We start from the raw sequence: 26,220 nt of genomic DNA, 5'->3' as shown, positions 1-26,220 counted from the left end.
CTCAAGGTACGGACGCTTCCTTCGTTCCCGTTTCCGGGCCCTCCGGGCGCTTCCTTCGTTTCCGACTCTATCAGACTCTTTCGTGTCCGATTCCCTGTCGGCGGGATTCGCTTTCCAGGTTTTCGCTTTCGCGTTTCCCTTTCCGGCGGCTCCGACTTTATCAGAAGTTCTGAGTCGGAATTTCCCTCCCGCGGGGTTTCCCTGACCCCGCGTCATGGACGCGGGAGGCACACGAAGGTACCGGGTTCCCGTCTGGAGGAGATGTAAACGTACTGGAGCGGGGCGCCCCGATGCAAATCGAGGGGCCCCGCTCCGGGCGTACGCCGTCAGTACCCGACGGGTCGTCAGACCTCGACGACCACAGGGAGGATCATCGGGCGCCGACGGTAGGTGTCGGAGACCCACTTGCCGACCGAGCGGCGGATCAGCTGCTGGAGCTGGTGGGGCTCGACGACGCCGTCCTGGGCGGACTTGTTCAGCGCCTCCTCGATCTTCGAGACCACGGGGCTGAAGGCCGAGTCCTCGATACCGGAACCGCGCGCCTGGACCGTCGGACCGCTCACGATCTTGCCGCTCGACGCGTCGAAGACGACGAAGACGGAGATGATGCCCTCGTCCCCGAGGATGCGACGGTCCTTGAGCGAGGACTCGGTGACGTCGCCGACCGAGAGGCCGTCCACGTACACGTAACCGGCCTGGACCTTGCCGACGATCTTCGCGGCGCCGTCGACCAGGTCGACGACCACGCCGTCCTCGGCGATGACGATGTGGTTCTTCGGGACGCCGGTGAGGGCTCCGAGCTCCGCGTTCGCCCTCAGGTGGCGCCATTCGCCGTGGACCGGCATCAGGTTCTTCGGCTTGCAGATGTTGTAGAAGTACAGCAGCTCGCCGGCCGAGGCGTGGCCCGAGACGTGCACCTTGGCGTTGCCCTTGTGGACGACGTTCGCGCCCCAGCGGGTCAGGCCGTTGATGACGCGGTAGACCGCATTCTCGTTCCCCGGGATCAGGGACGACGCGAGGATCACCGTGTCGCCCGGGACGATCCGGATCTGGTGGTCGCGGTTGGCCATGCGCGAGAGCGCGGCCATGGGCTCGCCCTGCGAACCGGTGCAGACCAGCACGACCTCGTCGTCCGGCAGGTCGTCGAGCGTCTTGACGTCCACGACCAGGCCCGCGGGGACCCGCAGGTAGCCGAGGTCGCGCGCGATGCCCATGTTGCGGACCATCGAGCGGCCGACGAAGGCGACCCGGCGGCCGTACTCGTGGGCGGCGTCCAGGATCTGCTGGATGCGGTGCACATGGCTGGCGAAGCTGGCCACGATGATCCGCTTGTCGGCGTTCGCGAACACATTGCGCAGGACGTTGGAGATGTCCCGCTCCGGCGGTACGAAGCCGGGGACCTCGGCATTCGTCGAGTCGGAGAGGAGGAGGTCGATGCCCTCCTCGCTCAGCCGCGCGAAGGCGTGCAGATCGGTGAGGCGCCCGTCGAGCGGGAGCTGGTCCATCTTGAAGTCGCCGGTGGCGACGGCCAGGCCCGCGGGGGTGCGGATGGCCACCGCGAGGGCGTCCGGGATGGAGTGGTTGACGGCGATGAACTCGCAGTCGAAGGGGCCCAGGCGCTCGCGGTCGCCCTCGACGACCTCCAGCGTGTACGGGCGGATGCGGTGCTCCTGGAGCTTCGCCTCGATCAGCGCGAGGGTCAGCTTGGAGCCGATCAGCGGGATGTCCGGCTTCTCGCGCAGGAGATAGGGGACGCCGCCGATGTGGTCCTCGTGGCCGTGCGTGAGCACGATGCCCTCGACGTCGTCGAGGCGGTCCCTGATGCTGCTGAAGTCCGGCAGGATCAGGTCGACACCGGGCTGCTCCTCCTCGGGGAAGAGGACGCCGCAGTCGACGATGAGCAGGCGACCGCCGTACTCGAAGACCGTCATGTTCCGGCCGATTTCACCGAGACCACCGAGCGGCGTGACGCGCAGGCCGTTCTTGGGAAGCTTCGGCGGGGTACCGAGTTCAGGATGCGGATGACTCAAAAGACTCTCCTCACCACGCACGCCACGTACCTGTCGGGCACGTGGCGCGCATGACATTCGTGCACTTGCTGTTGTCTGTTTCGTTCTTCTTATTCAGTTGTGAAGTCTGTGGTGACAGCTTTACCCAGTGGGAGCTAAAGCTGTACCCCGCCGGCCGCGAGATCGACCTTGAGCTGGGCGGTCTCCTCCGCCGTCAGTTCGGTCATCGGCAGTCGCAGCGGGCCGCCGGGCAGGCCCTGGAGGGCCAGGGCGGCCTTGGTGGTGATCACTCCCTGGGTACGGAACATGCCCGTGTACACCGGGAGCAGTCGCTGGTGGATCTCGGTGGCCTTCTGGACGTTGCCCGAGAGGTAGGCGTCGAGGAGCGCGCGCAGCTCGGGGGTGACCACATGGCCGACGACCGAGACGAAGCCGACCGCGCCGACCGAGAGCAACGGCAGGTTGAGCATGTCGTCGCCGGAGTACCAGGCGAGGCCGGAGCGGGCGATGGCCCAGCTGGCACGGCCCAGATCGCCCTTGGCGTCCTTGTTGGCGACGATACGCGGGTGCTCGGCGAGGCGCACGAGGGTTTCGGTGTCGATCGGGATACCGCTGCGGCCGGGGATGTCGTAGAGCATCACCGGGAGCTCGGTGGCGTCGGCGATGGCCGAGAAGTGCCGGTACAGGCCCTCCTGGGGGGGCTTGTTGTAGTACGGCGTCACGGCGAGCAGGCCGTGTGCGCCGGAGCGCTCGGCCGTGCGGGCCAGTTCCAGTGTGTGACGCGTGTCATTGGTTCCGATGCCCGCGACGACATGGGCCCGGTCTCCGACCGCTTCCAGTACGGCCCGTACGAGCTGGTCTTTCTCCGCGTCGCTGGTGGTCGGGGACTCGCCGGTGGTGCCGTTGACGATCAGTCCGTCGTTGCCTGCGTCGACCAGGTGGACGGCCAGCCGCTGGGCGCCGTCGAGGTCGAGTGCGCCGTCCGCCGCGAAGGGCGTGACCATGGCGGTGAGGACCCGCCCGAAGGGGGTCTGCGGAGTGGAGATCGGAGCCATGGGTAACACGCTACTCGCTGCTCAGCGCCGGGTGTCCCCTCGGGGGACGTGGCAGAGGGAGCCCGGCACTGCCTGCTCGGGGGTTCAAGCAGTGCCGGGTCCGTTTGATCAGCCTAGATGAACTTCACGAAACGCCGCAATACGGACACTTTGCGCGACCTATTCGTACATCTGTGCTTGCGTGGGCGGATTCCCGCCACTTACGGGGCGACGCGGCCGTTGGCGTTGAAGGCGGCGTAGGTGAGGGGCATGAGCTTCGCCCAGTGCTCCTCCATCTTCTCGCCGACCATCTCGATCTCCCGCTGCGGGAACGAGGGCACCTTCGCCTGCTCGTGCTGGGTGCGCAGGCCCAGGAAGTGCATCAGGGACCGGGCGTTGCACGTCGCGTACATCGACGAGAACAGGCCGACCGGGAGCACCGCGCGGGCGACCTCGCGGGCCACGCCCTCATTGAGCATCTCCTGGTAGGCCTCGTACGCCTCGCAGTACGAACGCTCCATGGCCTCTCTGACGAGCTTGTGCTGGCCCACAGTGCCTTCGACGAACTCGTACTTGCCCGGGCGGCCCTTCTGTACGAGCTTCCGGTCGTCGTTCGGGATGTAGAAGACCGGTTCCAGCTCCCTGTAGCGCCCGGACTCCTCGTTGTACGACCAGCCCACCCGGTGCCGCATGAACTCGCGGAAGACGAAGATCGGGGCGCTGATGAAGAACGTCATCGAGTTGTGCTCGAAGGGGCTGCCGTGCCGGTCCCGCATCAGGTAGTTGATCAGGCCCTTGGAGCTCTCCGGGTCCTTCTGAAGCTCCTCGAGCGACTTCTCACCGGCCGTCGAGACGCGGGCAGCCCACAGAACATCGGAGTCGGTGGCCGAGCTCTTCACCAAGTCCACCGTGACATCGCCACGGAACATGAGCTTGGGTTCTGAGGTGGGGGTGTCGGGCACCGCGGGTCCTTCCGATCGTTCGCTGGGGCGCGCCCACCTTAGCCGGACAGGCATGGGTGCCCTTACCGGGCCCGCCCAAAACCGGCCCGCGCAATTCGGCAGATTCGGGCACCAACCACGAGCTTCGCGCGTCTATACGGGTAGACGCACCAAAGTTCGAGCACAGCCCCACTGACAAGGAGAAGCCCCTCATGTTTCGCCGGCGTGAGCCCGTCCCCTTCGCGTTCGTCGCCGATGCCGACCGCTTCCGCAGCAACATCGCCCCGCCGCCGCGCGAGCGTGCCGGCGCCGGCCGCATAGTGGGCCGTACGCTGATCGGGCTCACCGTGGCGGCCGGGCTCGCGGGCTCGCTCCTGTTCGGCATGCCGGCCCTGCAGCCGAACGAGTCGCCCACCCACTCCCAGCAGCCCCAGGCAGCGGACGGCCGCTGACCCCTCCCCCTCGGCCGAATGGCGTGGGAGGCACCTGCATGGCCCCCCGGAGGTGGTCGTCCGAGGGCCTCCTGGGTAGCCTCACCGGGCACAGCCAATCGAGCGTGCTTGTGAGTGAGGATCAGTCGTGCCCCTGCCCTTCCTGACGGCCGACCGCGCATTCGATGCGACCGCCGACGACGTCGCGCTGCCCTTCGACGACCACGACCGCTGGCGGCGTCCCTACCGGCCGGGCCCGTATCGGGTCGCAGCCGCCGCGGTGCTGCTGCTCCTCGCCTCGTTCGTGCTGCTCGCCGCGGTGATCACGGCGTTCACGGGCGGTCCGGTCGAGGCGGTCGTGGTGCTGGTCGTCGCACTCCTGGTGATCGCGTCGGCGCTGCGGATGCTGCGGATGGGCGTCTGGGTCAGCCGGGCCGGGCTGCGGCGCGTCCGCTTCCTGCGCACCGTCACGGTGCCGTGGCCGCAGATCGAGAACGTACGGACGGTGCAGCAGCCGGTGCGGTGGCTGGGGCTGCCCAGGACCGTGCAGGGGCAGGCGCTGCTCGTCTCCCGGCGCGGCGCTGCCCAGCTGGGCGCGCTGCTCACCGACCACGACGCGGACTTCCTGGCACGCGTGGAGGCCTTCGACCGTGCCGCCGACACGGTGGAGGCGTGGGGCGCGGAGTACGGACGCGTCTGACCGCGGGCCGGACTCCGGGCGCCGGGGCTACTCCGCCTCTCGCAGCGAGATCGCCCGCTGCATGGCCTTGCGGGCGCGCGGGGTGTCCCGGGCGTCCTGGTATGCCACCGCGAGCCGGAACCAGCAGCGCCAGTCGTTCGGCGCGTCCTCCGTCTCGGCCTTGCGGCGGGCGAAGACCGCGTCCGCCGAGTCGCGGTCGATCCGGCCGCCCGCCGTGCGGACCAGCTCGTCGACCGGCAGGCCGCCCTCGGCCTCCAGCTCGGCGGCGAGGGCGTTGGCCCGGGTCACGAAGCGGGTGTTGGCCCAGAGGAACCAGATGCCGATCAGCGGCAGTACCAGGACGGCGAGCCCCATGGTGACGGTGATCAGCTTGCCGTCCTGGATGAGCATCACGCCCCGGCTGCCGACCAGGACGAAGTAGAAGACCAGGACGGCAGCCGTGACGAAGTAAGTGATCTTTGCGCGCATGACCGGCAGTCCAGCTCAGTTCAGGTCGAGGAAGTGTTCCAGGCCGAAGGTCAGGCCGGGAGTGGTCACCACGCGGCGCGCGCCGAGCAGGATGCCCGGCATGAAGCTGCTGTGGTGGAGCGAGTCATGACGGATCGTCAGCGTCTCGCCCTCGGCGCCCAGAAGGACCTCCTGGTGCGCCAGCAGACCGCGCAGCCGGACCGCGTGGACGGGGACACCGTCGACGTCCGCACCGCGCGCCCCGTCCAGCGCGGTCGCCGTGGCGTCCGGCGCGGGGCCGACGCCCGCCTCGGCGCGGGCCGCCGCGATGAGCTGCGCGGTGCGCGTGGCGGTGCCGGAGGGCGCGTCCACCTTGTTGGGGTGGTGCAGCTCGACGACCTCCACCGACTCGAAGTAGGGGGCCGCGAGCTGCGCGAACTTCATGGTCAGGACGGCGCCGATGGAGAAGTTCGGCGCGATGAGCACACCGGTGGACGGCGAGCCGTCCAGCCAGGTGGTGAGCTGCGCGAGGCGGTCCTCGGTCCAGCCGGTGGTGCCGACGACCGCGTGGATGCCGTGGCGCACGCAGAAGTCGAGGTTGCCCATCACCGAGGCGGGCGTGGTCAGCTCGACCACGACCTCGGCGCCCGCCTCCGCGAGCGCCTCCAGCTTGTCGCCCCGGCCCAGGGCCGCCACCAGCTCCATGTCCTCGGCCGCTTCCACGGCCCGGACCGCTTCGGAACCGATGCGGCCCCTGGCGCCGAGAACCGCCACGCGCAGCTTGCTCATCTTGCTTCCTCACGTCCTTGCGTACACGTACGTACGGATTGCGTACGGATCAGGAGACCGCTTCGTGGAGGCGGTCGGCCTGCTTGTCCTTCAGCGGGCCGATGACGGACAGCGAGGGACGCCGGCCCAGCACATCACGGGCCACCTCGTGCACGTCGTCCGGGGTGACCGCGGCTATCTTGGCCAGCATGTCGTCGACCGACATATGGGTCCCCCAGCACAGCTCGCTCTTGCCGATACGGTTCATCAGCGCGCCCGTGTCCTCCAGACCGAGGACGGTCGAGCCGGAGAGCTGGCCGATCGCCCGGCCGATCTCCTCGTCCGACAGCCCCTCGGAGGCGACCCGGTCCAGCTCGTCCCGGCAGATCTTCAGGACGTCGTGGACCTGGCTGGGCCGGCAGCCCGCGTACACGCCGAACAGGCCGCAGTCGGCGAAGCCCGAGGTGTACGAGTACACGCTGTAGGCGAGGCCGCGCTTCTCCCGTACCTCCTGGAAGAGGCGGGAGGACATACCGCCGCCCAGGGCCGTGTTCAGCACGCTGAGCGCCCAGCGGCGCTCGTCGGTGCGGGCCAGGCCCGGCATGCCGAGGACGACGTGCGCCTGCTCGGTGCGGCGGTTGAGGAGTTCCACCCGGCCGGCCGTCTTCAGGGTGCGGACGCCGTCGCGCGGGGCGACCGGGACCGCGTCCGTCCGCGTCAGCGCGCCGGCCTTCTCGAAGGCCCTGCGCACCTGGCGTACGACGGTGGCGTGGTCGACGTTGCCTGCGGCGGCCACGACCAGGTGACGCGGGTCGTAGTGCTTCTTGTAGAAGCGGGCGACCTGCGACCGGGTCAGCGCGTTGATCGTGTCGACGGTGCCGAGGACCGGGCGGCCCAGCGGGGTGTCGCCGAGCATGGTGTGCGCGAACAGGTCGTGCACACAGTCGCCCGGGTCGTCCTCCGTCATTGCGATCTCTTCGAGGATGACACCGCGCTCGGCGTCCACGTCCTCTTCGAGGATGAGGGAGCCGCTCAGCATGTCGCAGACGACGTCGATCGCCAGCGGCAGGTCGGTGTCGAGCACGCGCGCGTAATAGCAGGTGTACTCCTTCGCCGTGAAGGCGTTCATCTCGCCGCCGACCGCGTCGATCGCGGCGGAGATGTCGAGGGCGCTGCGCTTGCGCGTGCCCTTGAACAGGAGGTGCTCCAGGTAGTGCGTGGCGCCGTTGAGCGTGGGCGTCTCGTCACGGGAGCCGACCTGGACCCAGATGCCGAAGGTCGCCGACCGTACGGAGGGCAGGGTCTCGGTGACGACGCGCAGGCCGCCGGGCAGGGTCGTACGGCGGACGGTGCCGATGCCGCCCGCGCCCTTGATAAGCGTTTGGGTACGGGCGACGGCCCGCGCCTCCGAGGAGGTGCGGGCCGTCGCCTTGGAGCTACGGGACGTCACTTGTCGGTGTCGTCCTTCGTCTCGTCGCCCTCTTCACCCTCGACGACCGGGATCAGGGAGAGCTTGCCGCGGGAGTCGATCTCGGCGATCTCGACCTGCACCTTGGAGCCGACCGCGAGCACGTCCTCGACGTTCTCCACGCGCTTGCCACCGGCGAGCTTGCGGATCTGCGAGATGTGCAGCAGACCGTCCTTGCCGGGCATCAGGGAGACGAAGGCACCGAAGGTGGTGGTCTTGACGACCGTACCCAGGTAGCGCTCGCCGACCTCCGGCATGGTCGGGTTGGCGATCGCGTTGATCGTGGCGCGGGCGGCCTCGGCCTGCGAGCCGACCTGGGCACCGATGTAGATGGTGCCGTCGTCCTCGATCGTGATCTCGGCGCCGGTGTCCTCCTGGATCTGGTTGATCATCTTGCCCTTGGGGCCGATGACCTCACCGATCTTGTCCACCGGGATCTTGACGGTGATGATCCGCGGGGCGTTCGGGGACATCTCGTCCGGCGTGTCGATCGCTTCCATCATCACGTCGAGGATGTGGAGGCGGGCGTCGCGGGCCTGCTTGAGGGCCGCGGCCAGGACGGAGGCCGGGATGCCGTCCAGCTTGGTGTCGAGCTGGAGGGCGGTGACGAACTCCTTCGTACCGGCGACCTTGAAGTCCATGTCGCCGAACGCGTCCTCCGCACCGAGGATGTCGGTGAGGGCGACGTAGTGCGTCTTGCCGTCGATCTCCTGGGAGATCAGACCCATGGCGATACCGGCGACGGGGGCCTTGAGCGGCACACCGGCGTTCAGCAGCGACATGGTGGAGGCGCAGACCGAGCCCATCGACGTCGAGCCGTTGGAGCCGAGGGCCTCGGACACCTGACGGATCGCGTAGGGGAACTCCTCGCGCGTCGGCAGCACCGGCACGATCGCGCGCTCGGCGAGCGCGCCGTGGCCGATCTCGCGGCGCTTGGGCGAGCCCACGCGGCCGGTCTCACCGACGGAGTACGGCGGGAAGTTGTAGTTGTGCATGTAGCGCTTGCGGGTCACCGGGGAGAGGGTGTCCAGCTGCTGCTCCATACGGAGCATGTTGAGGGTGGTGACGCCCAGGATCTGGGTCTCGCCACGCTCGAACAGCGCCGAGCCGTGCACGCGCGGGATGGCCTCGACCTCGGCGGCCAGGGTACGGATGTCCGTGATCCCGCGGCCGTCGATGCGGACCTTGTCCTTGATGACGCGCTCGCGGACCAGCTTCTTGGTCAGCGCGCGGTACGCGGCGGAGATCTCCTTCTCGCGGCCCTCGAAGGCCGGCAGGAGCTTCTCGGCGGCGAGCTCCTTGACGCGGTCCAGCTCGGCCTCGCGGTCCAGCTTGCCCGCGATGGTCAGCGCCTGGGCGAGCTCGCCCTTGACCGCGGCGGTGAGCGCCTCCAGGACGTCGTCCTGGTAGTCGAGGAAGACCGGGAACTCACCGGTCGGCTTGGCGGCCTTGGCGGCGAGCTCGGCCTGGGCCTTGCAGAGCACCTTGATGAAGGGCTTCGCGGCGTCCAGACCGGCGGCGACGACCTCCTCGGTCGGCGCCTCGGCGCCGCCCTTGACGAGCTGGATCGTCTTCTCGGTGGCCTCGGCCTCGACCATCATGATCGCGACGTCGCCGTCCTCCAGGGCGCGGCCCGCGACGACCATGTCGAAGACGGCGTCCTCGAGCTCGGTGTGCGTCGGGAAGGCCACCCACTGGCCGCGGATCAGCGCGACGCGGACGCCGCCGATCGGGCCGGAGAAGGGCAGGCCGGCCAGCTGCGTGGAGCAGGAGGCGGCGTTGATGGCGACCACGTCGTAAAGGTGGTCGGGGTTGAGCGCCATGATCGTGGCGACGACCTGGATCTCGTTGCGCAGGCCCTTCTTGAAGGACGGGCGCAGCGGGCGGTCGATCAGCCGGCAGGTGAGGATGGCGTCCTCGGAGGGGCGGCCCTCCCGGCGGAAGAAGGAGCCGGGGATCTTGCCGGCCGCGTACATCCGCTCCTCGACGTCCACCGTCAGAGGGAAGAAGTCGAGCTGGTCCTTGGGCTTCTTGGACGCGGTCGTGGCCGAGAGGACCATCGTGTCGTCGTCCAGGTACGCGACGGCGGAGCCGGCGGCCTGCTTGGCCAGGCGGCCCGTCTCGAAGCGGATGGTGCGGGTGCCGAAGGAACCGTTGTCGATGACGGCCTCGGCGTAGTGGGTCTCGTTCTCCACCAGTGGTTTCTCCATACTCATCGTCTTTCGTCCCCGGGCCCGTGTGGCGGGGGGACGGTCAGCGGAGAAGCGCTCCTGTGCTGCGGGCCGGTCTTCGATCGAAGCATCCGGGGGCGTTCTCTCCCCGGAGGCCACTACCGAGGACCGGCGGCGGGAGGAGGCTTCTCCCTCATTCCGTGGTGCGTTGTACGACCAGAGTACTGAGCGTCCGGTACGTCGCGCACGTACAGCAAAGGGAGCGGCCCCCTAATAGGTGGGAACCGCTCCCTTCACGGCGACTTACTTGGCGCCGCCGGCCGCACCGCGGCGGATGCCCAGGCGGTCGACCAGCGTACGGAAGCGCTGGATGTCCTTCTTGGCCAGGTACTGCAGCAGGCGGCGGCGCTGGCCGACCAGGATCAGCAGACCACGACGGGAGTGGTGGTCGTGCTTGTGGGTCTTGAGGTGCTCGGTCAGGTCCGAGATGCGGCGGGAGAGCATGGCGACCTGGACCTCGGGGGAGCCGGTGTCGCCCTCCTTCTGGCCGAACTCGGACATGATCTGCTTCTTCGTAGCGGCGTCGAGAGACACTCGGTACTCCTCGTAGTCGTGATGTGCCACCGAGTGCCCCTGGTCTTGGTCTCAGGGGAGCTTCCGTTACTCGGGAGGCGGGGATCCGCTGGGCGCAGCCTCCAGAAGAAATCCGAAGACGCGTACACAAACGGCCGTCACACAGCGTACCAGTACGCCGGGACTCATCCGATCGGGGGTCCCCGCGCCCCCGGGCGTGTCTCCCGGGGCGCCGGTACGGGCCGGTCAGCCGCTGGTGAGCGAGCGGGCCCGGTCGAAGACGTCCAGGACGGCCAGGCAGAGCGGGACCAGCGAGAGCAGCACGGCGCCCTCGGCGAGGTCCAGGGTACGGCCCCAGAACGGCGAGAGGCCCTTCTTCGGGATGACCAGGCCGATCGCGGTGATCAGGGCGGCGCCGGCCGCGACGGCCGCGGAGAGCCAGATCGTACGGATGTCGAGGGAGCCGCGGTCACCGTAGCGGACGAAGTCGTACAGCAGGTCGCCGGGCGGGTTCAGGGAAAGGCCGAGGACCAGCAGGGCGATCGCGGTGATCCCGGCCACCAGGACGCAGGCGACCTGGGAGGTGTAGCGGAACAGACGCGCGCGCAGCAGCATGGCGAGCCCGGCCGTGAGGGCGAGGAGCTGGCCGTAGACGTTGTGCGAGAAGCCGAGGACCGCGGCGGCGCCGACCACCGTGGCGGCGCAGCCGCCGACCAGGCCGAGCAGCATCTCGTGGCCGCGCCGGGCCTGGGCGGCGATGCGCTCGGCGTCCACGGGGCGGGCCTCGGGCGCGTTGCTGGGCTCGGCGCCGAAGTCGTCGGCGGCGGCGCTGCGCGGCGAGGCGTACCCGATGGGCAGCCGGGCGAAGCGGGCGGACAGGCCCGGCAGGAAGGCGACCAGGCCGATGGCGACCGGGGCGCAGACCGCGGCCGTCCGGGTGGCGCTGGACTCGGTGAGGATGGCCACGAAGGTGGCGAGGGTGCCGGTGGCCGCGAGGAAGGTGGCCGCCACGAACGGGGCGTCGCCGCTCGGGGTCAGCACGACCAGGGAGACCGAGGCGACCAGGACGGTGACGCAGCCGAGCAGGAACTGGAGCTTGCCGGGGCCGTCGCCGCTGTCCGGTCCGATGATGCCGGAGCCCGCGATCAGCAGCAGCGGCAGCGCGCCCAGGCCCAGGGCCACGGCGCTGGCGCGGTCGGAGTAGACCCGGGCCCGCACCCCCGCGAAGGCGGTGAGCAGCAGGCCGGCGGAGCCCGCGATGATGCCGGGCAGGCCGTGCATGTCGTGGTCGACGGGGTCGGCGTACCAGAGGACGAAGCCCATCAGGACGAGCAACAGGACGCCGCCGGTCAGGCCCGCCCAGCGCAGCAGGTCGTCGCTCCACAGATGACGGTCGCGGGTGACGGCGGAGGCGACGGCGTCCGAGACGTCGTCGAAGACGGCGGGCGGCAGTGATTCGGCGAAGGGGCGCAGGCTGAGCAGCTCCCCGTCCAGGACCTGCTGGGCGGCGAGGGTGCGGGCGCCGTCGAGGACGGTGCCGTCGCGGCGCACCAGGTGGTAGCCGGTGGGCGCCCCCGCGGGCTGGGTCTGCCCGGTGAGCCGGAGGATCTCCGGATAGACGTCGGCGACGGCGATGTCCTCCGGGAGGGCCACATCGATGCGACTGTCGGGCGCCACCACCGTGACCCGGCAGAAGCCTGTCGCTGCGGTCGTACTCACGTCCTCGGACCCCCTGATTCGCGGTTGCGCACACTGCGCGCGCCACCCTACCGGGCTCCGGTGTCACAGGCTGCAAGTAGGATCACCGTCGCGCGGAGGGAGCCCCTGAAACGAGCGGTCACGGGGGCGCCGGAACGCAAGTGACCGTCCGTATTGAGGGATTGATGCTCCGGTGAGCCAGATCGTCGTCAAACGCCCGCCGCGGTCCTTGCCGCCCGAAGTGTCCTCGGACGAGCTGCGGCTGGAGGCGCCGCCGGAATTGCCGCGGGGACAGCAGGAGTCGATGCTGATGCAGCTCCTGCCGATGCTCGGCATGGGCTCGTCGGTGGTGTTCTTCTTCATGCCCAACTCGGCGCCCTTCATGAAGATCATGGGCGCCCTGATGCTGGTGTCCACCCTCGCCATGGTCATCGCGCAGTTGGTGAAGTTCCGCAAGGGTGCGCAGGGGCAAATGGCCGATGTCCGGCGCGACTACCTCAAGTACCTCGCCCAGACCCGGCGGGCGGTGCGCAAGACCGCCCGCCGCCAGCGCGACGCGCAGCTGTATCTGCACCCGGCGCCCGAGCAGTTGTGGTCGGTGGTCGCGGAGGGCTCGCGGGTCTGGGAGCGCCGGGTGGGCGACGACGACTTCGGGCAGGCCCGGATCGGCCTGGGCGCCCAGCAGCTCGCGACCCCGCTGATAGCGCCGGAGACGGCGCCGGTGGACGAGCTGGAGCCGCTGTGCGCGGGCGCGATGCAGCAGTTCCTCGCGGTGCACGGTTCGCTGGACGGGCTGCCGATGGCGGTCTCGATGCGCGCCTTCTACCACGTGACGGTCTCCGGTGACCCGGACGCCGCCCAGTCGGCGGCGCGCGCGCTGGTGGCCCAGCTGGTGACGCTGCACTCCCCCGACGACCTGATGGTCGCCGTGGTGGCGGCGCCGGGCGCGGTGGCGCGCTGGGACTGGACGAAGTGGCTGCCGCACACCCAGGTGCCGGGCCAGGTCGACGGCGCCGGCACCAAGCGCCTGTTCGGCGACGACCTGGGCGAGCTGGAGCTGCTGCTGCACAGCAGGCTGGACGGGCGGCCCCGGTTCAGCCGGGACAACCAGCCGGTCCTGGACCAGCCGCACCTGGTGGTCGTCCTCGACGGCGGGATGGTGCCGCCGGACTCGGCGTTCGCCGCCGCCGAGGGCTTGCAGGGCGTCACCATCATCGAGGTGGTGCCGGGCGAGCTGGACGAGCCGCGCGGCGGCCTCTCGGTGGTCGTGCGGCCGGGACGGCTGCGCCTGGAGTCGGGCTTCGGGATGGCGTACGAGGGTGTGCCGGACCAGATGTCGCTGCCGGCCGCCGAGGCGCTGGCCCGCCAGCTGGCGCCGCTCCAGATGGGCGGCGGTGACGACGACGAGCCGCTCCTCGCCAACCTGGACTTCACGGACCTGCTGAACCTGGGCGACGCCGGCTCCATCGACGTGGCCCGCACCTGGCGACCGCGCTCGACGGCCGAGCGGCTGCGGGTGCCGATCGGTGTGGGCGAGGACGGCCAGCCGGTGATGCTCGACCTCAAGGAGGCGGCGCAGGAGGGCATGGGCCCGCACGGCCTGTGCGTGGGCGCGACCGGTTCCGGCAAGTCGGAGCTGCTGCGCACCCTGGTGCTCGGCCTCGCGGTCACCCACACCTCGGAGACGCTGAACTTCGTCCTCGCCGACTTCAAGGGCGGCGCGACCTTCACCGGCATGTCCCAGATGCCGCACGTGGCGGCGGTCATCACCAACCTGGCGGACGACCTCACCCTGGTCGACCGCATGGGCGACGCCATCCGCGGCGAGCTCCAGCGCCGCCAGGAGCTGCTGCGCTCGGCGGGCAACTACGCCAACATGCACGACTACGAGAAGGCGCGCGCCGCGGGTGCCCCGCTGGAGCCGCTCGCCTCGCTGGTCCTGGTGATCGACGAGTTCTCCGAACTCCTCACCGCCAAGCCCGACTTCATCGACATGTTCATCCAGATCGGCCGTATCGGCCGCTCCCTGGGTGTGCATCTGCTGCTCGCCTCGCAGCGCCTGGAGGAGGGCAAGCTGCGCGGCCTCGACACGTACCTCTCGTACCGCGTGGGTCTGCGGACCTTCTCGGCGGCCGAGTCGCGTACGGCGCTGGGCGTCCCCGACGCCTACCACCTGCCGTCGGTGCCGGGTTCGGGCTACCTCAAGTTCGGTACGGACGAGATGGTCCGCTTCAAGGCGGCCTATGTGTCGGGCACCTACCGCTCCGGCGGCCCGGACCTGACGGTGGGCCCGCTGCCGATCGAGCGGCGCCCCGCTGTGTTCACGGCCGCCCCGGTGCCGGTCGTCTACGCGGCGCCGGACCCGTCGGCGGTCCGGAGCCGCGCCGAGGACGACGCGCTGTCCGACACGGTGCTCGACGTGATCGTGCGCCGCCTGGAGGGGCAGGGCGTCCCCGCCCACCAGGTGTGGCTGCCGCCGCTGGACGACGCGCCCTCGCTGGACCAGCTGCTGCCGGGGATCGCGGCGACGGCGGAGCGCGGGCTGAACGCGACGGAGTACACCCGCCCCGGCGGACTCATCGTGCCGCTCGGCCTCATCGACAAGCCCTTCGAGCAGCGCCGCGAGGTGCTCTACCGCGACTTCTCCGGCGCGGCCGGCCACATGCTGATCGTCGGTGGCCCGCAGTCCGGCAAGTCGACGCTGCTGCGCACGATGATCTCGTCGTTCGCGCTCACCCACACCCCGAACGAAGTGCAGTTCTACGGGCTCGACTTCGGCGGTGGCGGTCTGTCGGCCGTCTCCGGCCTGCCGCACGTGGGCGGCATCGCCTCGCGCCTGGACCCGGAGCGGGTGCGGCGTACGGTGGCGGAGGTCGCGGGCGTGCTGAACCGGCGCGAGGAGTTCTTCCGCGCCAACGGCATCGACTCCATCGGCACCTACCGCCGCCGCCGCGCGGCCGGCGACCTGCCGGGCGAGGCCTGGGGCGACGTGTTCCTGGTCATCGACGGCTGGGGCGCCTTCCGCGGCGACTACGAGATGCTCGACGGCGTCGTCCAGGACATCGCGAGCCGCGGTCTCGGCTACGGCATCCACGTCGTCCTCACCGCCTCCCGCTACATGGAGGTGCGCGCCTCGCTCAAGGACCAGATCCTGGGCCGTCTGGAGCTGCGGCTCGGCGACTCGATGGACTCCGAGTTCGACCGCAAGGTCGCCGCCAACGTGCCGGTGGGCATGCCGGGCCGCGGCCAGGTCGCGGAGAAGCTGCACTTCATGTCGGCGCTGCCGCGCATGGACGGCTCCTGCGACCCCGAGACGCTCTCCCAGGCGACCGAGGCGTTCGTCCGTACGGTGAAGGAGGCATGGCAGGGCCCGGCGGCCCCCACCGTCCGGCTGCTCCCCCGCCGGCTGCCCGCCGACCAGCTGCCGAAGGGCTTCGAGTACCCGCAGCACGGTGTGGCGATCGGCATCGACGAGACCAATCTGGAGCCGGTGTTCGTCGACTTCGAGACCGACCCGTTCTTCCTGGTCTTCGGTGAGAGCGAGTCGGGCAAGACGGCGCTGCTGCGCCACCTCGCCCAGAAGATCTCCGAGCGGTACTCACCGGACGAGGCGAAGATCGTCGTCGGTGACTACCGCCGCTCGCTCCTGGACGCGGTCCCGGACACCCATCTCCTGGAGTACGCGCCGCTCTCCAGCGCGCTGGAGATGCACATGAACGCGCTGGCGGACCTCATGGTGCGCCGCCAGCCGCCGCCGGACGTCACCCCGCAGCAGCTGCGCGACCGGTCCTGGTGGACCGGCCCGCAGGTCTTCATCATCGTCGACGACTACGAACTGGTCTCGACGAACGCGGGCAACCCGCTGTCGGTGATGGTGGAGAACCTGCCGTTCTCGCGTGACGTGGGCGTGCGCTTCATCATCGCCCGCAGCTCGGCGGGCGCGTCCCGGTCGATGTACGAGACCTTCATGCAGCGCATCAAGGAGCTCGGCGCGCAGGGCGTGGTCCTGTCCGGCGACCCGAACGAGGGCGACGTCCTCGGCAACGTCCGCCCCCGCCCGATGCCGCAGGGCCGCGGCTACTTCGTCTCGCGCAAGCGCGGCACCCCGCTGGTGCAGCTGGGCTGGCTCCCGGAGCAGTGACGGGCCGGGGGTGACAGAAGGGAGGAACGGGCGGTGCGAACCGCCCGCTCCAACTACCCTGGGCGGCACTGAACTTCGAAGGGAACGTGCGACATGGGCAGCGAACGCGAGAAGGACGAGCTGTACGCCCTGGACATCTCGGGCGCGGAGTGGGTGAGCGCGCCCGGCACCGAGAACGAGACGGAGCGCGTGGAGATCGCCCATCTGCCCGGCGGGGCGGTCGCGATGCGGTCGTCACTCGACCCGGACACCGTGCTGCGGTACACCGAGGCGGAGTGGACGGCGTTCGTCCTGGGCGCGCGGGACGGCGAGTTCGACCTGCGCTGAGCGCGCGGGGCGCAGACGAAGACGAAAGGGGGTCACGCCCGTCGGGCGTGACCCCCTTTACTGCGCCTGACCGCTGCGATCAGTAGGCCTCGGTGAACAGCCGCGACGCCTTGACGTCGGTGTGGTGGTAGCTGGCCTTGCCGTGCTCGATCGTCTTGGCGATCTTCTCCAGCGTCTGCTGGATGTCGTGCGCGTCGCGCCGGTAGTCCTTCTGGACCTTCAGGTACTGACCGTGCGCCTCGCCGTCCCAGGTGCTGGCGACGACGTTGACGGCCGATTCCATACGGCCGAGGTCGTCCATGATGCGCTTGGAGATGGCGCGGATGCTGTCCGCGATCGCCTGGACGCTCTCATACCGAATCTTGAGGTCGGGACCCAAGTCACCCATGTCTGCTCCTCGTGAAGTCTCAAGTGTGGTGGGGGTGCGTGCGTACGCCGGGGCACCCGCGGGCCGCCCGGCGGTACTGCCTAGAGGCCGTTGATGCCCGAGGTGTTGGGCACGCCACCGCTGGCGGCACCGCCCTGGGCGTTGATCGCCCGGAACGCGGCGTCGACCTCTTCGTCGTTCTGCTGGTTGAGGTTCTTCGTACCGACCACGGCGTTGTAGAGGACGTCCAGCTTGCGGCGGATGTCGTCGTGACGCGTGTTCAGCGTGTCCTGGGCGATCTTGAACTGGTCGGCACCGGCACCGCTCCAGCCCGCACTGACCGTGGCGATCGCGTCGGCCAGCACACGGATCTGCTGGCTCATGTCCTGGGCGGTCTCTTCGATGGCGGACTTGGCCTTGGTGACGGCCTCGTAGCCAATGCTCTGACCACCGGGATTGGAGCTCATTCTCTTCCCTCTCGTGAGTGTCCGAGCGAGTGTTCACGCTCGCTTGTTGCGTACACGTACCGTCGCGACGGCGCCGCCGATGAGGACGACGGCCGCGGCGATGATGGCGATGACGGTCCAGGGCGCGGAGTCCTTGCCGGACGCCGATCCCGCGGCCTTGCCGGCCTGCGGCTTCTCCTGGTCGCCACTGCCTGCCCCCTTGTCTGCTGTGTCTGCGGGAGAGGGGGAAGTCGTGGGTGTGCCGGCGCCGCCTCGGGCGGCGAGCAGCGGGTTGACGTCGGCGGGGCCCGGGTTGCCGTTGCCCTTGAGGAGGACCTGGGCGGGCCGGACGGTGCCGTAGCCGATGTACTGGCTCGGCACCTTGCCGTTGTGCCCGGCGGTCTCCATCATCACGCGCAGCACCTGGTTGCCGGTCCAGCCGGGGTGGGCGGACCAGATGAGGGCGGCTGTGGCGGAGGTTAGGGCGGTGGCTTGGCTGGTGCCCTTGCTTGCGCAGTAGCCGGCGCCGCGTGTGCAGTACCCGGGGATCGCATCGCCCGGGGCCGCGAGCCCGACGCCGGCACCGTGGTTGGACCACGGCGCGACCTTGCCCTTGGAGTCGATGGCGCTCACCGCGACGACACCGGGGTAGGCGCCGGGGTGGTCGATGCGGTTGACCTCGTCATTGCCTGCGGCGGCGAAGATCAGCTTGCCCTTTGCCAGGGCGTAGTCGACCGCCGACTTGAGTTCGACGTCCTCCGCCCCATTCGGCGAGCCGCCCAGCGACACGCTGATGATCTTGGCATCGGTGTCCGCGGCGGCGCGAATACCCAGAGAGACCACCTTCAGGCCCGGCAAGACGTCGCTGTAGGCCTTAACGGGCAGGATCTTGGCGTCGGGAGCGAGCCCCTTGACTCCGCCCTGCGTGCCACTGCCGGCGATGAGCAGGCCCATGTTCGTCCCGTGCCGGTTGGTGTCCTCACGGGCGCTCTGCCCCGGCTTGTCGATGTTCTTGCCCGGTAGGACACGGCCCCGGAGTTCGGGAACGGTGTCGTCGACACCGCTGTCGACCACCGCCACCGTGACTCCGGAACCCGTGCTGACCTTCCACATGGCGTCCGCGTCCATCGCGTCCAGGTACCACTGCTTGGACCGCATGTCGTCGGCGAGCGCCGTCGGCGCGGTGCCGACGGAGCAGGCCAGCGCGGCAGCCAGCGCGGCACCGAGAAGTGCCGAGCGGCTGCGCACTGCGCGGACTGAGCTGACCATGGGACTGCGGACTCCTTGAGCGGTGATGGTTTGCGTACGTCAGTCGACGACCGGCGGGACGACCTTGCGGTGGTCCATCGCCCATGTCTCCTCGTCCTCGACCAGGTAGTCGGGGGCCTCGGAAGAAGTGGAGCGACGCCGGTCCGTGCCTCGCTTGTTGCCGTTCACCAACCCCGTACCGCCGGGGGTGAATTCACCACGCCCGCCGAGAGACGCACGCGGAGCCCCAACAGTTCCACCGGGCTCGGAGGCCAGCCTGCGACCGCCCATGCCGGTGGCGCCGCGCGGGGCGCCGCCGGGGCCGTGCCCCATGCCGCCGCCCATGGGCCCACGGCCCATGCCGGTACCGGCACGCTCCTCGCCCACGACCGTGCCCCTCGGGAGCCGGGGCGTCGAGCCACGGCCGGTGGTGGGCATGGGACGCCCGCCGGTGATGCCCTCGGCGGTGATGCCGCGCGTGGTGCCCGGAAGACCACTCGGACGAGCGATGCCCGGACCACGCTGGTTACCGCTCGGCCCGATCCCCGGTGCGCTCACCCGGCCCATGGTGGAAGACCGACCAAAAACGTCCTTGCCGGACAGGCCGGGCAGGACCGGCGGCGGAGCGACGACAGGCCCCGTTCCGTTGGGGGTCAGGGTCGGGACAACGGGCCCGGTGGGACGCGCCGTCGTCTCCGGAGGCGGCGTCACGGTGACGGAGTCGATCGTGGTTCCCACCGGCTGGTGCACGGCAGACGGTGCCGCAACGGCCGAGCCGGGAGTCACTGCCCCGCTACCAGCGGGTGCGTGGTGCACCGTTGAACCGGACGGCGCGTAGGACGCTCCGCCGACGGAACCACCGCCACTGCTGTGCGCGGTGGAGGTGGCACCGTAGGACGAACTCGTCCCGTAGGCCGTCTCTTCGCCACTGCGCTGGACCGGCAACGGCGCAAACTTGGGCTCAGGCTGAGCCGAGATCCGGTCCCGTGACGCGTCGTAGTACGACGACAGCCGGTTCAGCTGGTTGATCGCCTCGTTCGTCTTCGGCCCCAGCGCCTTCAGCCGGGCCTTCTCCTTCTCGGGGTCGGCGTAGCACATGCCGTCCGCGGGCGGGAGCGCCGCCTTCGCCTCGGTCAGGGCCTGGCCCGCGCGGGCCATCTCCTCGCCGACGACACCGGCGTACTCGCTCAGTACCAGCGTCTGCGACACCATCCCGCGGCCCCACTCGCGGAACGCGTCACCACCGGCGCCGTGCCACTTGACCTGCTCCACGTAGTAGCGCAGGTCCCGCGCGATGTCCGCGATGTCGGGCGCCGCGGCGGCCAGCGTCTCGGCCGCGCCGGTCAGCTCGGTCGGCTTCGCCGACGCGAGCATCGCGTGGAGGGCCTCCAGGGACATGCCCTCGAATTCGTCCGTAGCCATCGTCATGCCCCCCTTACTTCAAGCCGCCGGAGTCGGCGTCGTTCCCGTGACCACCCTGGCCGGGGGCCTGCTTGGTGCCCGGACCCCCGGTCCCCTTCGTACCGCCGTCGGCCGCCGGAGACTCGTAGTACTTCTCCGTCTCCTTACGGATGGCCTGGTACCGGTGGGCCTCGTCGACGTCGATGCCGCCGTAGCCCTTGTCCGCGATGTGCACCGCGATGCCCATGCCCTCGATCTGGTCACCGAAGATCTTGGTGAGCCGCTCCAGGTTCGTACGGACCTTGTCGTACGCCTTGTGCAGCTCGTCCGCCGCCGCGAAGCCCTTGCCGTACGCCTCCGGCTGCACCCGCTGGTCGGCGATCTTGGTGTGGCGTGCCGGGGACTTCTCCAGGCTGCGCAGCAGTTCCTCCATGCGGCCCTTGAAGTCGGCGAGGCTCACCCCGTCGACTCCGAGGTCCGGCTTGCCGCCGCTGCCGCCACCGTTCGGCTCGGCCACTGTTCCTCCCCGTGAATTCCCCGCCGGCACCGCTCTGCCACCGGTACCGCAAAACCTCAGTCGCTTCGTCGAACTCGATCGTCACACTCGTGAAGCGTGAAGCACGCGAAGCATGTGATCACTCTAGTCACTTCGGATGTGGAGCCGAATGAGTATCCGTACTCAAAGATGTCGCAAACTCGTCCCGAAAACCTCTCAGTTCTCTCAGAACCTCTCCGGCAGCCCGCGCGCGCCCCGTCGCCGGGAGTCCCGGATCACCGTCGCCGTGCCCGCGACCACCGCCACCAGCAGCGCGCCGATGCCCAACGCGTAGGTGGCGTACCGCTCGTTGCGCTCCTGGGGCGTCTCCGAGAGGGCCAGCGCCGTCACGTTCGGGGCCTGGGCCCTGGGCGGGCCCGGGTCCGGGTGCGCGGCCTCCTCGGGGGGCGAGTCGTCGGTCACCGCGCGGACCGGGTCGACCACGCCCCAGCCGACGAAGTTGTCGTGCCCGTTGACGGACCGCTCCGCCGTCTGCTCGATCCGCGCGATGATCTGCGCGGCCGTCCACTTGGTCTTCGCGTACGGGTACTTGGCGCGCAGCAGCGCGGCGACCCCGGCGACGTACGGAGCCGAGAAGCTCGTCCCGTTGTCCGAGCACTGGCCGTTGCCCGGCACGGTCGAGACGATGTCGACACCGGGCGCCGCGACCCCGACGAACGTACCCGGCTGCGAGAACACCGCGCGCTCGTTGTTGCGGTCCGAGGACGCGACCGCCAGCACTCCGGGGAAGGCCGCCGGATAGGTCTCCTTGAGCTTGCCGTCCATGCCGTCGTTGCCCGCTGAGGCGACGACCACGATCTGCTTGTCCAGGGCCCGTCGCACGGCCTTCGCCAGGTCCGAGCCCGGGCCCTGCGGCTCGGTGGTGTCCTGGGAGATGTTGATCACGTCGGCGTGCTGGTCGATGGCGTGGTCGATCGCCTTCGCCATCGTGTCCGTCTTGCCGCTGTTCTTCTCGTCGTTCTGGCGGATCGGAATGATCGTGGCCTCGGGCGCCAGACCGACGAAGCCGGTGCCCGCGCGGGGGCGCGCGGCGATGATGCCCGCGACCTTGGTGCCGTGGCCGACCTCGTCGACCGTGCCGCCGGTCTTGCCGCGCTTGTCGTTCTGCTCGCCGGTGCCGTCCTTCTCGGGCTTGAGGTAGTCGGCGCCGCTCTTGGCGTCGACCGCCGGCTTGAGCTGCGGGTTGGCGATGTCGACGCCGGTGTCGATGACCGCGACCCGTACGCCCTTGCCCTTGGTGTCCTGCCACAGCTCGTCGAAGAGCACCCGCTGGAGCGACCAGGGGCGTCCCTCGATCTGCTTCTTCATGGGGAAGGTGCACTCGCCGCTGCCGTCGCGTCCGAGGACGGGTGGGGCGGACGGGCCGGACGGGGCGGGCGCCGGGGACGCGTGCGCCGAGGGCGCGAGCGTCAGCGCGGCGACGGCCGTGGCCGCGCCCACCAGCACCGGTTTCCTGTATGGCTTCAGCATCGACACGACAGGTCAGTCCTTCCCTACGAGCCCTGGGGCTGGCGGGCGCTGTTGGTGTCGAGCCGCGGGCCCTTGGACAGGAACTCCGACCAGTTGATGGGCACCAGGGCCGGGGTGACCTTCTCGTATCCGAGGCGCTGCTGCGCCTGGCTCGGCTCGGGGCGGCCGTCGTCCGGCTTCTGCTGGTCGCCGGCGCCGATGTCCGAACGGGCCGCGTCGCTGTCGCCGTTGGCCTGTACGGCGTACCGCAGTCCGGTGTCGGTCACCAGGAAGAGCGAACCGTCGGGGCGTGTCTGGCGGCCCTGCACCTGGGTGTAGAGCAGGCCCGTGCCGGGGGTGACGTAGGTGCTGGTGCCGCCCGCGGTGATGGCCGCCGGGTACTCGGTGCCCGCCCAGGTGGACAGCGTGGTGTTGCCCTTGTCGTCGACCTTGCGCAGCACGCTGCACACGGTGTTGCGGGCGCCCGCCCCCGCGCTGCCCGCGTTGACCTGCTTCGCGTTCTTCTCGGGCCAGTTGTTGGCGGCACCGAAGTACTCGGGCGTCGGCGTGATGTCGCCCGCGTTCACCTTGCTGACGTCGCCGCGCATGCCGAGCCGCGTCGTCTGCGGGGAGTTGAGCACCAGCCAGGCCGTGAAGTCGGATACGGGCTGGACCTTGCCCTGGAGCACCACGTACTGCTGGCGGCCCGCACCGGTCGGGGCGCTCAGCACCATCCCGACCTTGTCCTGCTGCGGCGAGAGTCCGCCGCCGGTCCCGGCCGGGGCCCCCACGGTGCCGGGGATCGTCGGGAAGTCGATCGGGGTGCCGTCGCCGAGGGTGGCCAGCCAGTCGTCGGTGACCTGCTGCGGCTTTTCGTCGGCACCGAACAGGGTCCGCGCGAGCAGATCGCCGGGAGCGCCCTTGACCAGGTACTTGGTGCCCTTGGCGTCGACCACGTAACGGGCCTGGTTCTTCTGGCCCTGGACGTACAACACCTGGCCACCGGTGAGCCGGTGCTTGTCGTCGGTCAGCTTGAAGTCTCGGTCGGCGAAGACGAACGCGGCCTTCTGGACGGAGTCCTTGCCTCCGCCCGGCTGCTCGCAGACCGCCCAGCGCTTGGCCTTGCCGGCCTCACTCGCGGCGGGCAGCCGGTCCGGGGCGTACGGGATGCCGAGGATCGGGCCGCGTGCGAGCTTGCCCGAGTCCAGGATGTCGTCGCTGACCTGGATGACGTCGAACTTCGCGGGATCGAGCAGCAGTCGGGCGGAGGCCAGGTTGAGCACCGGGTGGAGCAGGACCTTCTTGTCCTTGCCCTTGCCGGTGGAGAGCACGACGTAACGGGTGGTCGACTGCTTGCCGACGATCACCTTGGTGCCGGGGGTGTCCCAGCCCTGCGGCGCCTTGGGCTTGAACATTCCCCAGGCCCCGAAGCCGGCCAGGCAGAGCGCGGCCACGATCACGCTCGGTACGACGGCCTTGAGCGGGCGCGGGGCGCCCTCCTCCGTGCCCGTGGGAGACGGTTGCAGAAACGCCGCCACCGTGCGCTTCTTCGCAAAGGTGTACGCGTTGAGCTCGTCCCGCCGTGATGCCATGCGCCTCTGTCTCTCCCCGCGCGGCCCCCTGATCGGACCTGGTCCTGCGGTCCCCGGGCCTCGATTGTCAGACCGGCCCCCTACTATGCCTGTTGACCGAGGGTGCCTGTGGGGCGGGTAGGGTGAAGCCGCCGACAAGACCCCTTGCCGAGCTGGGGGAATCCGGATGTTTTGGGTGCTTGCGCACGATTGGGGGGTGGTGGAGTGATGGCGTCCGCGACGCGTGTGCGGCCTGCCGCCGCCGGTCCGTCGGCCCCCGCCCCGGGAGCCTCCGCACCCCGCCTCAAGGCCCGGCCCGGACACTTCGGGTCGTTCCGACTGCAACAACTCGTCCTGGTGGAGCTCGCCGCCGCCCTGCTGCTCGTCGCCTGGGTGATCGGCACCCTGATGCTGGTGCCGGCCGGTGTGGTCGCGGCGCTGCTGGTGCTCCTCGCGGTCGTCCGCCGCCACCGCCGCTCGCTGCCCGAGTGGCTGGGCACGGCCCTCGCGCTGCGCGCGCGTACGCGCAGGGCGGCGAGCCTGCCGGTCCCGGCGGGCACCGAACCGGGCTTCGCCCCGGCGGTGGAGTGCGACCCTGCCCTGCGGACGTACACGTTCGGTGACCGCGACCGCCGACCCGTCGGCATGGTGGGCGACGGCACCTTCCTCACCGCCGTGCTCCAGGTCGAGATGGACGCCACGGCGCTGCGCCCGGAGCGCGGCACCCGCCCGCTGCCGGTCGCCCTCGTACGGGACGCGCTGGACGTCGACGGCATCCGGCTGGAGTCCGCGCAGATCGTCCAGCACACCCAGCCCGCGCCCGCCCCGCACCTGCCGCAGCAGTCGGTGGCCGCGCGCAACTACGCCCCGCTCCAGGCCCAGACGGGCTCGCCCGCGGTGCGCATCACCTGGATCGCGCTCAAGCTCGACCCCGAGCTGTGCGCGGAGGCGGTGGCGGCGCGCGGCGGCGGTCTGACCGGCGCCCAGAAGTGCCTGGTGCGCGTGGCGGACCAGCTCGCGAGCCGGCTCACCGGCGCCGGGTTCCGTGCGACGGTCCTCACCGAGCAGGAGCTGACCGGCGCCATCGCCACGTCGACCTGCGCCAACCCGATGGCGATCACCCAGGCGGGCCGCGCGGGCACGCCGGGGCGGCGCACCCAGGAGACGGCCAGGACCTGGCGCTGCGACGACCGCCGCCACACGACGTACTGGGTGGGCCGCTGGCCCCAACTGGCCGGCGCCGGGGCCTCGATGCCGCAGCTCGTCGCCCTGCTGACCTCGCTCCCCGCGCTCGCCACCACCTTCAGCCTGACGCTGGCCGCCGGCGACCGCCAGGAGATCACGCTCACCGGACACGTCCGGATAACCGGCCGCAGCGACGAGGAACTGGTCACCGCCCGGCGGGAGCTGGAGCGCACCGCGCGCGGAGTGAAGACCGGCCTGGTGCGCCTGGACCGCGAACAGCTGCCCGGCATGCTGGCCACACTGCCGCTCGGGGGTGCGCGCTGATGACCACGTCCTCTGTCTCTCCCTCCACCACCCAGCCCGCGCCCGCCTCTTCGGAGGTCCGCAGAGGGCGCGCCCGGATGGGCTTCGGACTCCTCGGTCCGCGCCGCGACCGGCACGCGCTCTCCGCCGACCAGGTGGAGGCGCTGGCGCTGCCCGTCGGCGACGACGGCATGGTGATAGGCGTGGACGCGTCGGGACGCCCGTCGGTCCTCGGCATCAACCGCCCGACGGCGTACGACGTGACGCTGATCGGCGGGCTCTGGACCGCGCAGGTGCTCGCGCTGCGGGCGGCGGCCACGGGCGCGCGCGTGACCGTGGAGACCGGCCGGGCCCCGGCCTGGACGGCGCTCGCCCAGGCGGCCGGCGGCGGCCAGCAGTGCATCGCGCTGCACGACGTGGGTCGGGTGCCGCCGCAGGGCGCGTCCGCCGGATCGCCGGTCGTGGTCATCCGCGACTGCGGGATGCGACCGCCGCGCGGGCGCGTGGTCTCGGGACCGTGGCAGTCGGTGCTGACCCTGCTGCCGTATCTGAGCCCCGTGGCGCCCCGGCTGCTGGAGAAGTCGGATCTGGTCGGTGTGCAGCGGGTCTCGCCGGACGAGGCCGCGCAGATCGGACGGATCATGCATCTCGCGCAGGCCGAGACGGAGGCGCTGTCCACGCTGGCGGACGGGGTCACCCTGTGGTGCGGCGCCCGAGACCGCCAGTTCGTGATGACCCAGGCCACGGACGCGGAGACCGGACTGCTCGGCTCCGCCCGGCGGATGGACTGAGTGGTCCGCGCCGCGCGGGTGCCGCCACAAGAAACGTAGGGAACGCGAGCAGGTACGACCGGTCCTGAGCGGAGTGCGTGAACGGTTCGTTCACACTCCGGCCACACGACGCCGCCCCCCTGTCACTTGACGGCAGCCCCATGGCACGCCGTGATGGACGGGACAGATGGACGGGACAGTCGGTGAGGGGCGGCC

General features: G+C 70.3%; 22 protein-coding genes. 6 read left to right on the top strand and 16 right to left on the bottom strand.

Annotated features, from left to right (window positions below; translation table 11 throughout):
- Window positions 1-344: 344 nt before the first annotated feature.
- The 3 genes from ACZ5ID_RS34990 to thyX form a co-directional block, all read right to left on the bottom strand.
- The gene (locus ACZ5ID_RS34990; RefSeq protein WP_468906260.1) at window positions 345-2,030 is read right to left on the bottom strand and encodes a ribonuclease J; all 1,686 of its coding nucleotides are present in this window, start codon (window positions 2,028-2,030) and stop codon (window positions 345-347) included.
- Between the two features lie 134 nt (window positions 2,031-2,164).
- Window positions 2,165-3,064, bottom strand: coding sequence for a 4-hydroxy-tetrahydrodipicolinate synthase (dapA, locus tag ACZ5ID_RS34985; RefSeq protein WP_468906258.1), 900 nt, complete (start codon window positions 3,062-3,064; stop codon window positions 2,165-2,167).
- 200 nt (window positions 3,065-3,264) lie between these two features.
- Complete coding sequence (gene thyX / locus ACZ5ID_RS34980) at window positions 3,265-4,005, bottom strand: FAD-dependent thymidylate synthase (protein WP_468906256.1); 741 nt, start codon at window positions 4,003-4,005, stop codon at window positions 3,265-3,267.
- Between the two features lie 191 nt (window positions 4,006-4,196).
- Here thyX and ACZ5ID_RS34975 point away from each other — a divergent pair, with 191 nt between their 5' ends.
- Both ACZ5ID_RS34975 and ACZ5ID_RS34970 read left to right on the top strand, forming a co-directional pair.
- The gene (locus tag ACZ5ID_RS34975; protein WP_468906254.1) at window positions 4,197-4,436 is read left to right on the top strand and encodes a hypothetical protein; all 240 of its coding nucleotides are present in this window, start codon (window positions 4,197-4,199) and stop codon (window positions 4,434-4,436) included.
- A gap of 127 nt (window positions 4,437-4,563) precedes the next feature.
- Window positions 4,564-5,115 carry a hypothetical protein gene (locus ACZ5ID_RS34970; protein WP_468906252.1) on the top strand — a complete coding sequence of 184 codons (552 nt, stop codon included), beginning with the start codon at window positions 4,564-4,566 and terminating at the stop codon, window positions 5,113-5,115.
- A 27-nt stretch (window positions 5,116-5,142) separates the two neighbouring features.
- On the opposite strand, the gene ACZ5ID_RS34965 is transcribed toward ACZ5ID_RS34970, so the two are convergent.
- The 6 genes from ACZ5ID_RS34965 to eccD all read right to left on the bottom strand — a co-directional run bounded on the left by ACZ5ID_RS34965 (window position 5,143) and on the right by eccD (window position 12,261).
- Window positions 5,143-5,583 carry a hypothetical protein gene (locus ACZ5ID_RS34965; protein ID WP_468906250.1) on the bottom strand — a complete coding sequence of 147 codons (441 nt, stop codon included), beginning with the start codon at window positions 5,581-5,583 and terminating at the stop codon, window positions 5,143-5,145.
- A 15-nt stretch (window positions 5,584-5,598) separates the two neighbouring features.
- Entirely contained in the window at window positions 5,599-6,351 is a 753-nt protein-coding gene (dapB, locus tag ACZ5ID_RS34960; RefSeq protein WP_468906248.1) for a 4-hydroxy-tetrahydrodipicolinate reductase, read from the bottom strand.
- A gap of 49 nt (window positions 6,352-6,400) precedes the next feature.
- Entirely contained in the window at window positions 6,401-7,780 is a 1,380-nt protein-coding gene (locus ACZ5ID_RS34955; protein ID WP_468906246.1) for a M16 family metallopeptidase, read from the bottom strand.
- Window positions 7,777-9,993 carry a polyribonucleotide nucleotidyltransferase gene (locus tag ACZ5ID_RS34950; protein ID WP_468906270.1) on the bottom strand — a complete coding sequence of 739 codons (2,217 nt, stop codon included), beginning with the start codon at window positions 9,991-9,993 and terminating at the stop codon, window positions 7,777-7,779. Before ACZ5ID_RS34950 ends, ACZ5ID_RS34955 begins: the two co-directional genes overlap by 4 nt.
- A gap of 279 nt (window positions 9,994-10,272) precedes the next feature.
- A complete protein-coding gene (gene rpsO, locus ACZ5ID_RS34945) occupies window positions 10,273-10,563 on the bottom strand; it encodes a 30S ribosomal protein S15 (protein ID WP_344078972.1) in 291 nt (96 codons plus the stop codon).
- A gap of 225 nt (window positions 10,564-10,788) precedes the next feature.
- Window positions 10,789-12,261 (bottom strand): type VII secretion integral membrane protein EccD, encoded by a 1,473-nt coding sequence (gene eccD, locus ACZ5ID_RS34940; RefSeq protein WP_468906243.1) that lies wholly within the window; start codon window positions 12,259-12,261, stop codon window positions 10,789-10,791.
- 172 nt (window positions 12,262-12,433) lie between these two features.
- Here eccD and eccCa point away from each other — a divergent pair, with 172 nt between their 5' ends.
- Window positions 12,434-16,381 carry a type VII secretion protein EccCa gene (eccCa, locus tag ACZ5ID_RS34935; protein ID WP_468906240.1) on the top strand — a complete coding sequence of 1,316 codons (3,948 nt, stop codon included), beginning with the start codon at window positions 12,434-12,436 and terminating at the stop codon, window positions 16,379-16,381.
- A 93-nt stretch (window positions 16,382-16,474) separates the two neighbouring features.
- Window positions 16,475-16,708: a DUF397 domain-containing protein gene (locus ACZ5ID_RS34930; protein ID WP_406551694.1), complete on the top strand. Its 234-nt coding sequence runs from the start codon at window positions 16,475-16,477 to the stop codon at window positions 16,706-16,708.
- A 79-nt stretch (window positions 16,709-16,787) separates the two neighbouring features.
- Here the strand turns inward: ACZ5ID_RS34930 and ACZ5ID_RS34925 are convergent, their stop codons facing one another.
- The 7 genes from ACZ5ID_RS34925 to eccB all read right to left on the bottom strand — a co-directional run bounded on the left by ACZ5ID_RS34925 (window position 16,788) and on the right by eccB (window position 23,767).
- Entirely contained in the window at window positions 16,788-17,096 is a 309-nt protein-coding gene (locus ACZ5ID_RS34925; RefSeq protein ID WP_468906236.1) for a WXG100 family type VII secretion target, read from the bottom strand.
- A gap of 80 nt (window positions 17,097-17,176) precedes the next feature.
- Entirely contained in the window at window positions 17,177-17,542 is a 366-nt protein-coding gene (locus ACZ5ID_RS34920) for a WXG100 family type VII secretion target (RefSeq protein WP_468906233.1), read from the bottom strand.
- A gap of 33 nt (window positions 17,543-17,575) precedes the next feature.
- Complete coding sequence (locus tag ACZ5ID_RS34915) at window positions 17,576-18,790, bottom strand: S8 family serine peptidase (RefSeq protein WP_468906230.1); 1,215 nt, start codon at window positions 18,788-18,790, stop codon at window positions 17,576-17,578.
- A 39-nt stretch (window positions 18,791-18,829) separates the two neighbouring features.
- Window positions 18,830-20,191: a WXG100 family type VII secretion target gene (locus tag ACZ5ID_RS34910; protein WP_468906228.1), complete on the bottom strand. Its 1,362-nt coding sequence runs from the start codon at window positions 20,189-20,191 to the stop codon at window positions 18,830-18,832.
- A 13-nt stretch (window positions 20,192-20,204) separates the two neighbouring features.
- Complete coding sequence (locus ACZ5ID_RS34905) at window positions 20,205-20,687, bottom strand: hypothetical protein (protein ID WP_468906225.1); 483 nt, start codon at window positions 20,685-20,687, stop codon at window positions 20,205-20,207.
- A 204-nt stretch (window positions 20,688-20,891) separates the two neighbouring features.
- Window positions 20,892-22,196, bottom strand: a complete 1,305-nt coding sequence (mycP, locus tag ACZ5ID_RS34900) for a type VII secretion-associated serine protease mycosin (protein WP_468906268.1) — start codon at window positions 22,194-22,196, stop codon at window positions 20,892-20,894.
- A 23-nt stretch (window positions 22,197-22,219) separates the two neighbouring features.
- Window positions 22,220-23,767: a type VII secretion protein EccB gene (gene eccB / locus ACZ5ID_RS34895; RefSeq protein ID WP_468906222.1), complete on the bottom strand. Its 1,548-nt coding sequence runs from the start codon at window positions 23,765-23,767 to the stop codon at window positions 22,220-22,222.
- Between the two features lie 207 nt (window positions 23,768-23,974).
- Between eccB and eccE the strand changes: the two genes are divergently transcribed.
- Window positions 23,975-25,255 carry a type VII secretion protein EccE gene (gene eccE / locus ACZ5ID_RS34890; RefSeq protein WP_468906219.1) on the top strand — a complete coding sequence of 427 codons (1,281 nt, stop codon included), beginning with the start codon at window positions 23,975-23,977 and terminating at the stop codon, window positions 25,253-25,255.
- Between the two features lie 77 nt (window positions 25,256-25,332).
- Window positions 25,333-26,025 carry a hypothetical protein gene (locus ACZ5ID_RS34885; RefSeq protein WP_468906266.1) on the top strand — a complete coding sequence of 231 codons (693 nt, stop codon included), beginning with the start codon at window positions 25,333-25,335 and terminating at the stop codon, window positions 26,023-26,025.
- Window positions 26,026-26,220: the final 195 nt, after the last annotated feature.

It is taken from the genome of Streptomyces sp. NPDC031670, from assembly GCF_055580545.1.
Note: the sequence above shows the minus strand (reverse complement) of the source record. Positions and strands in the feature narration are given on the sequence as shown.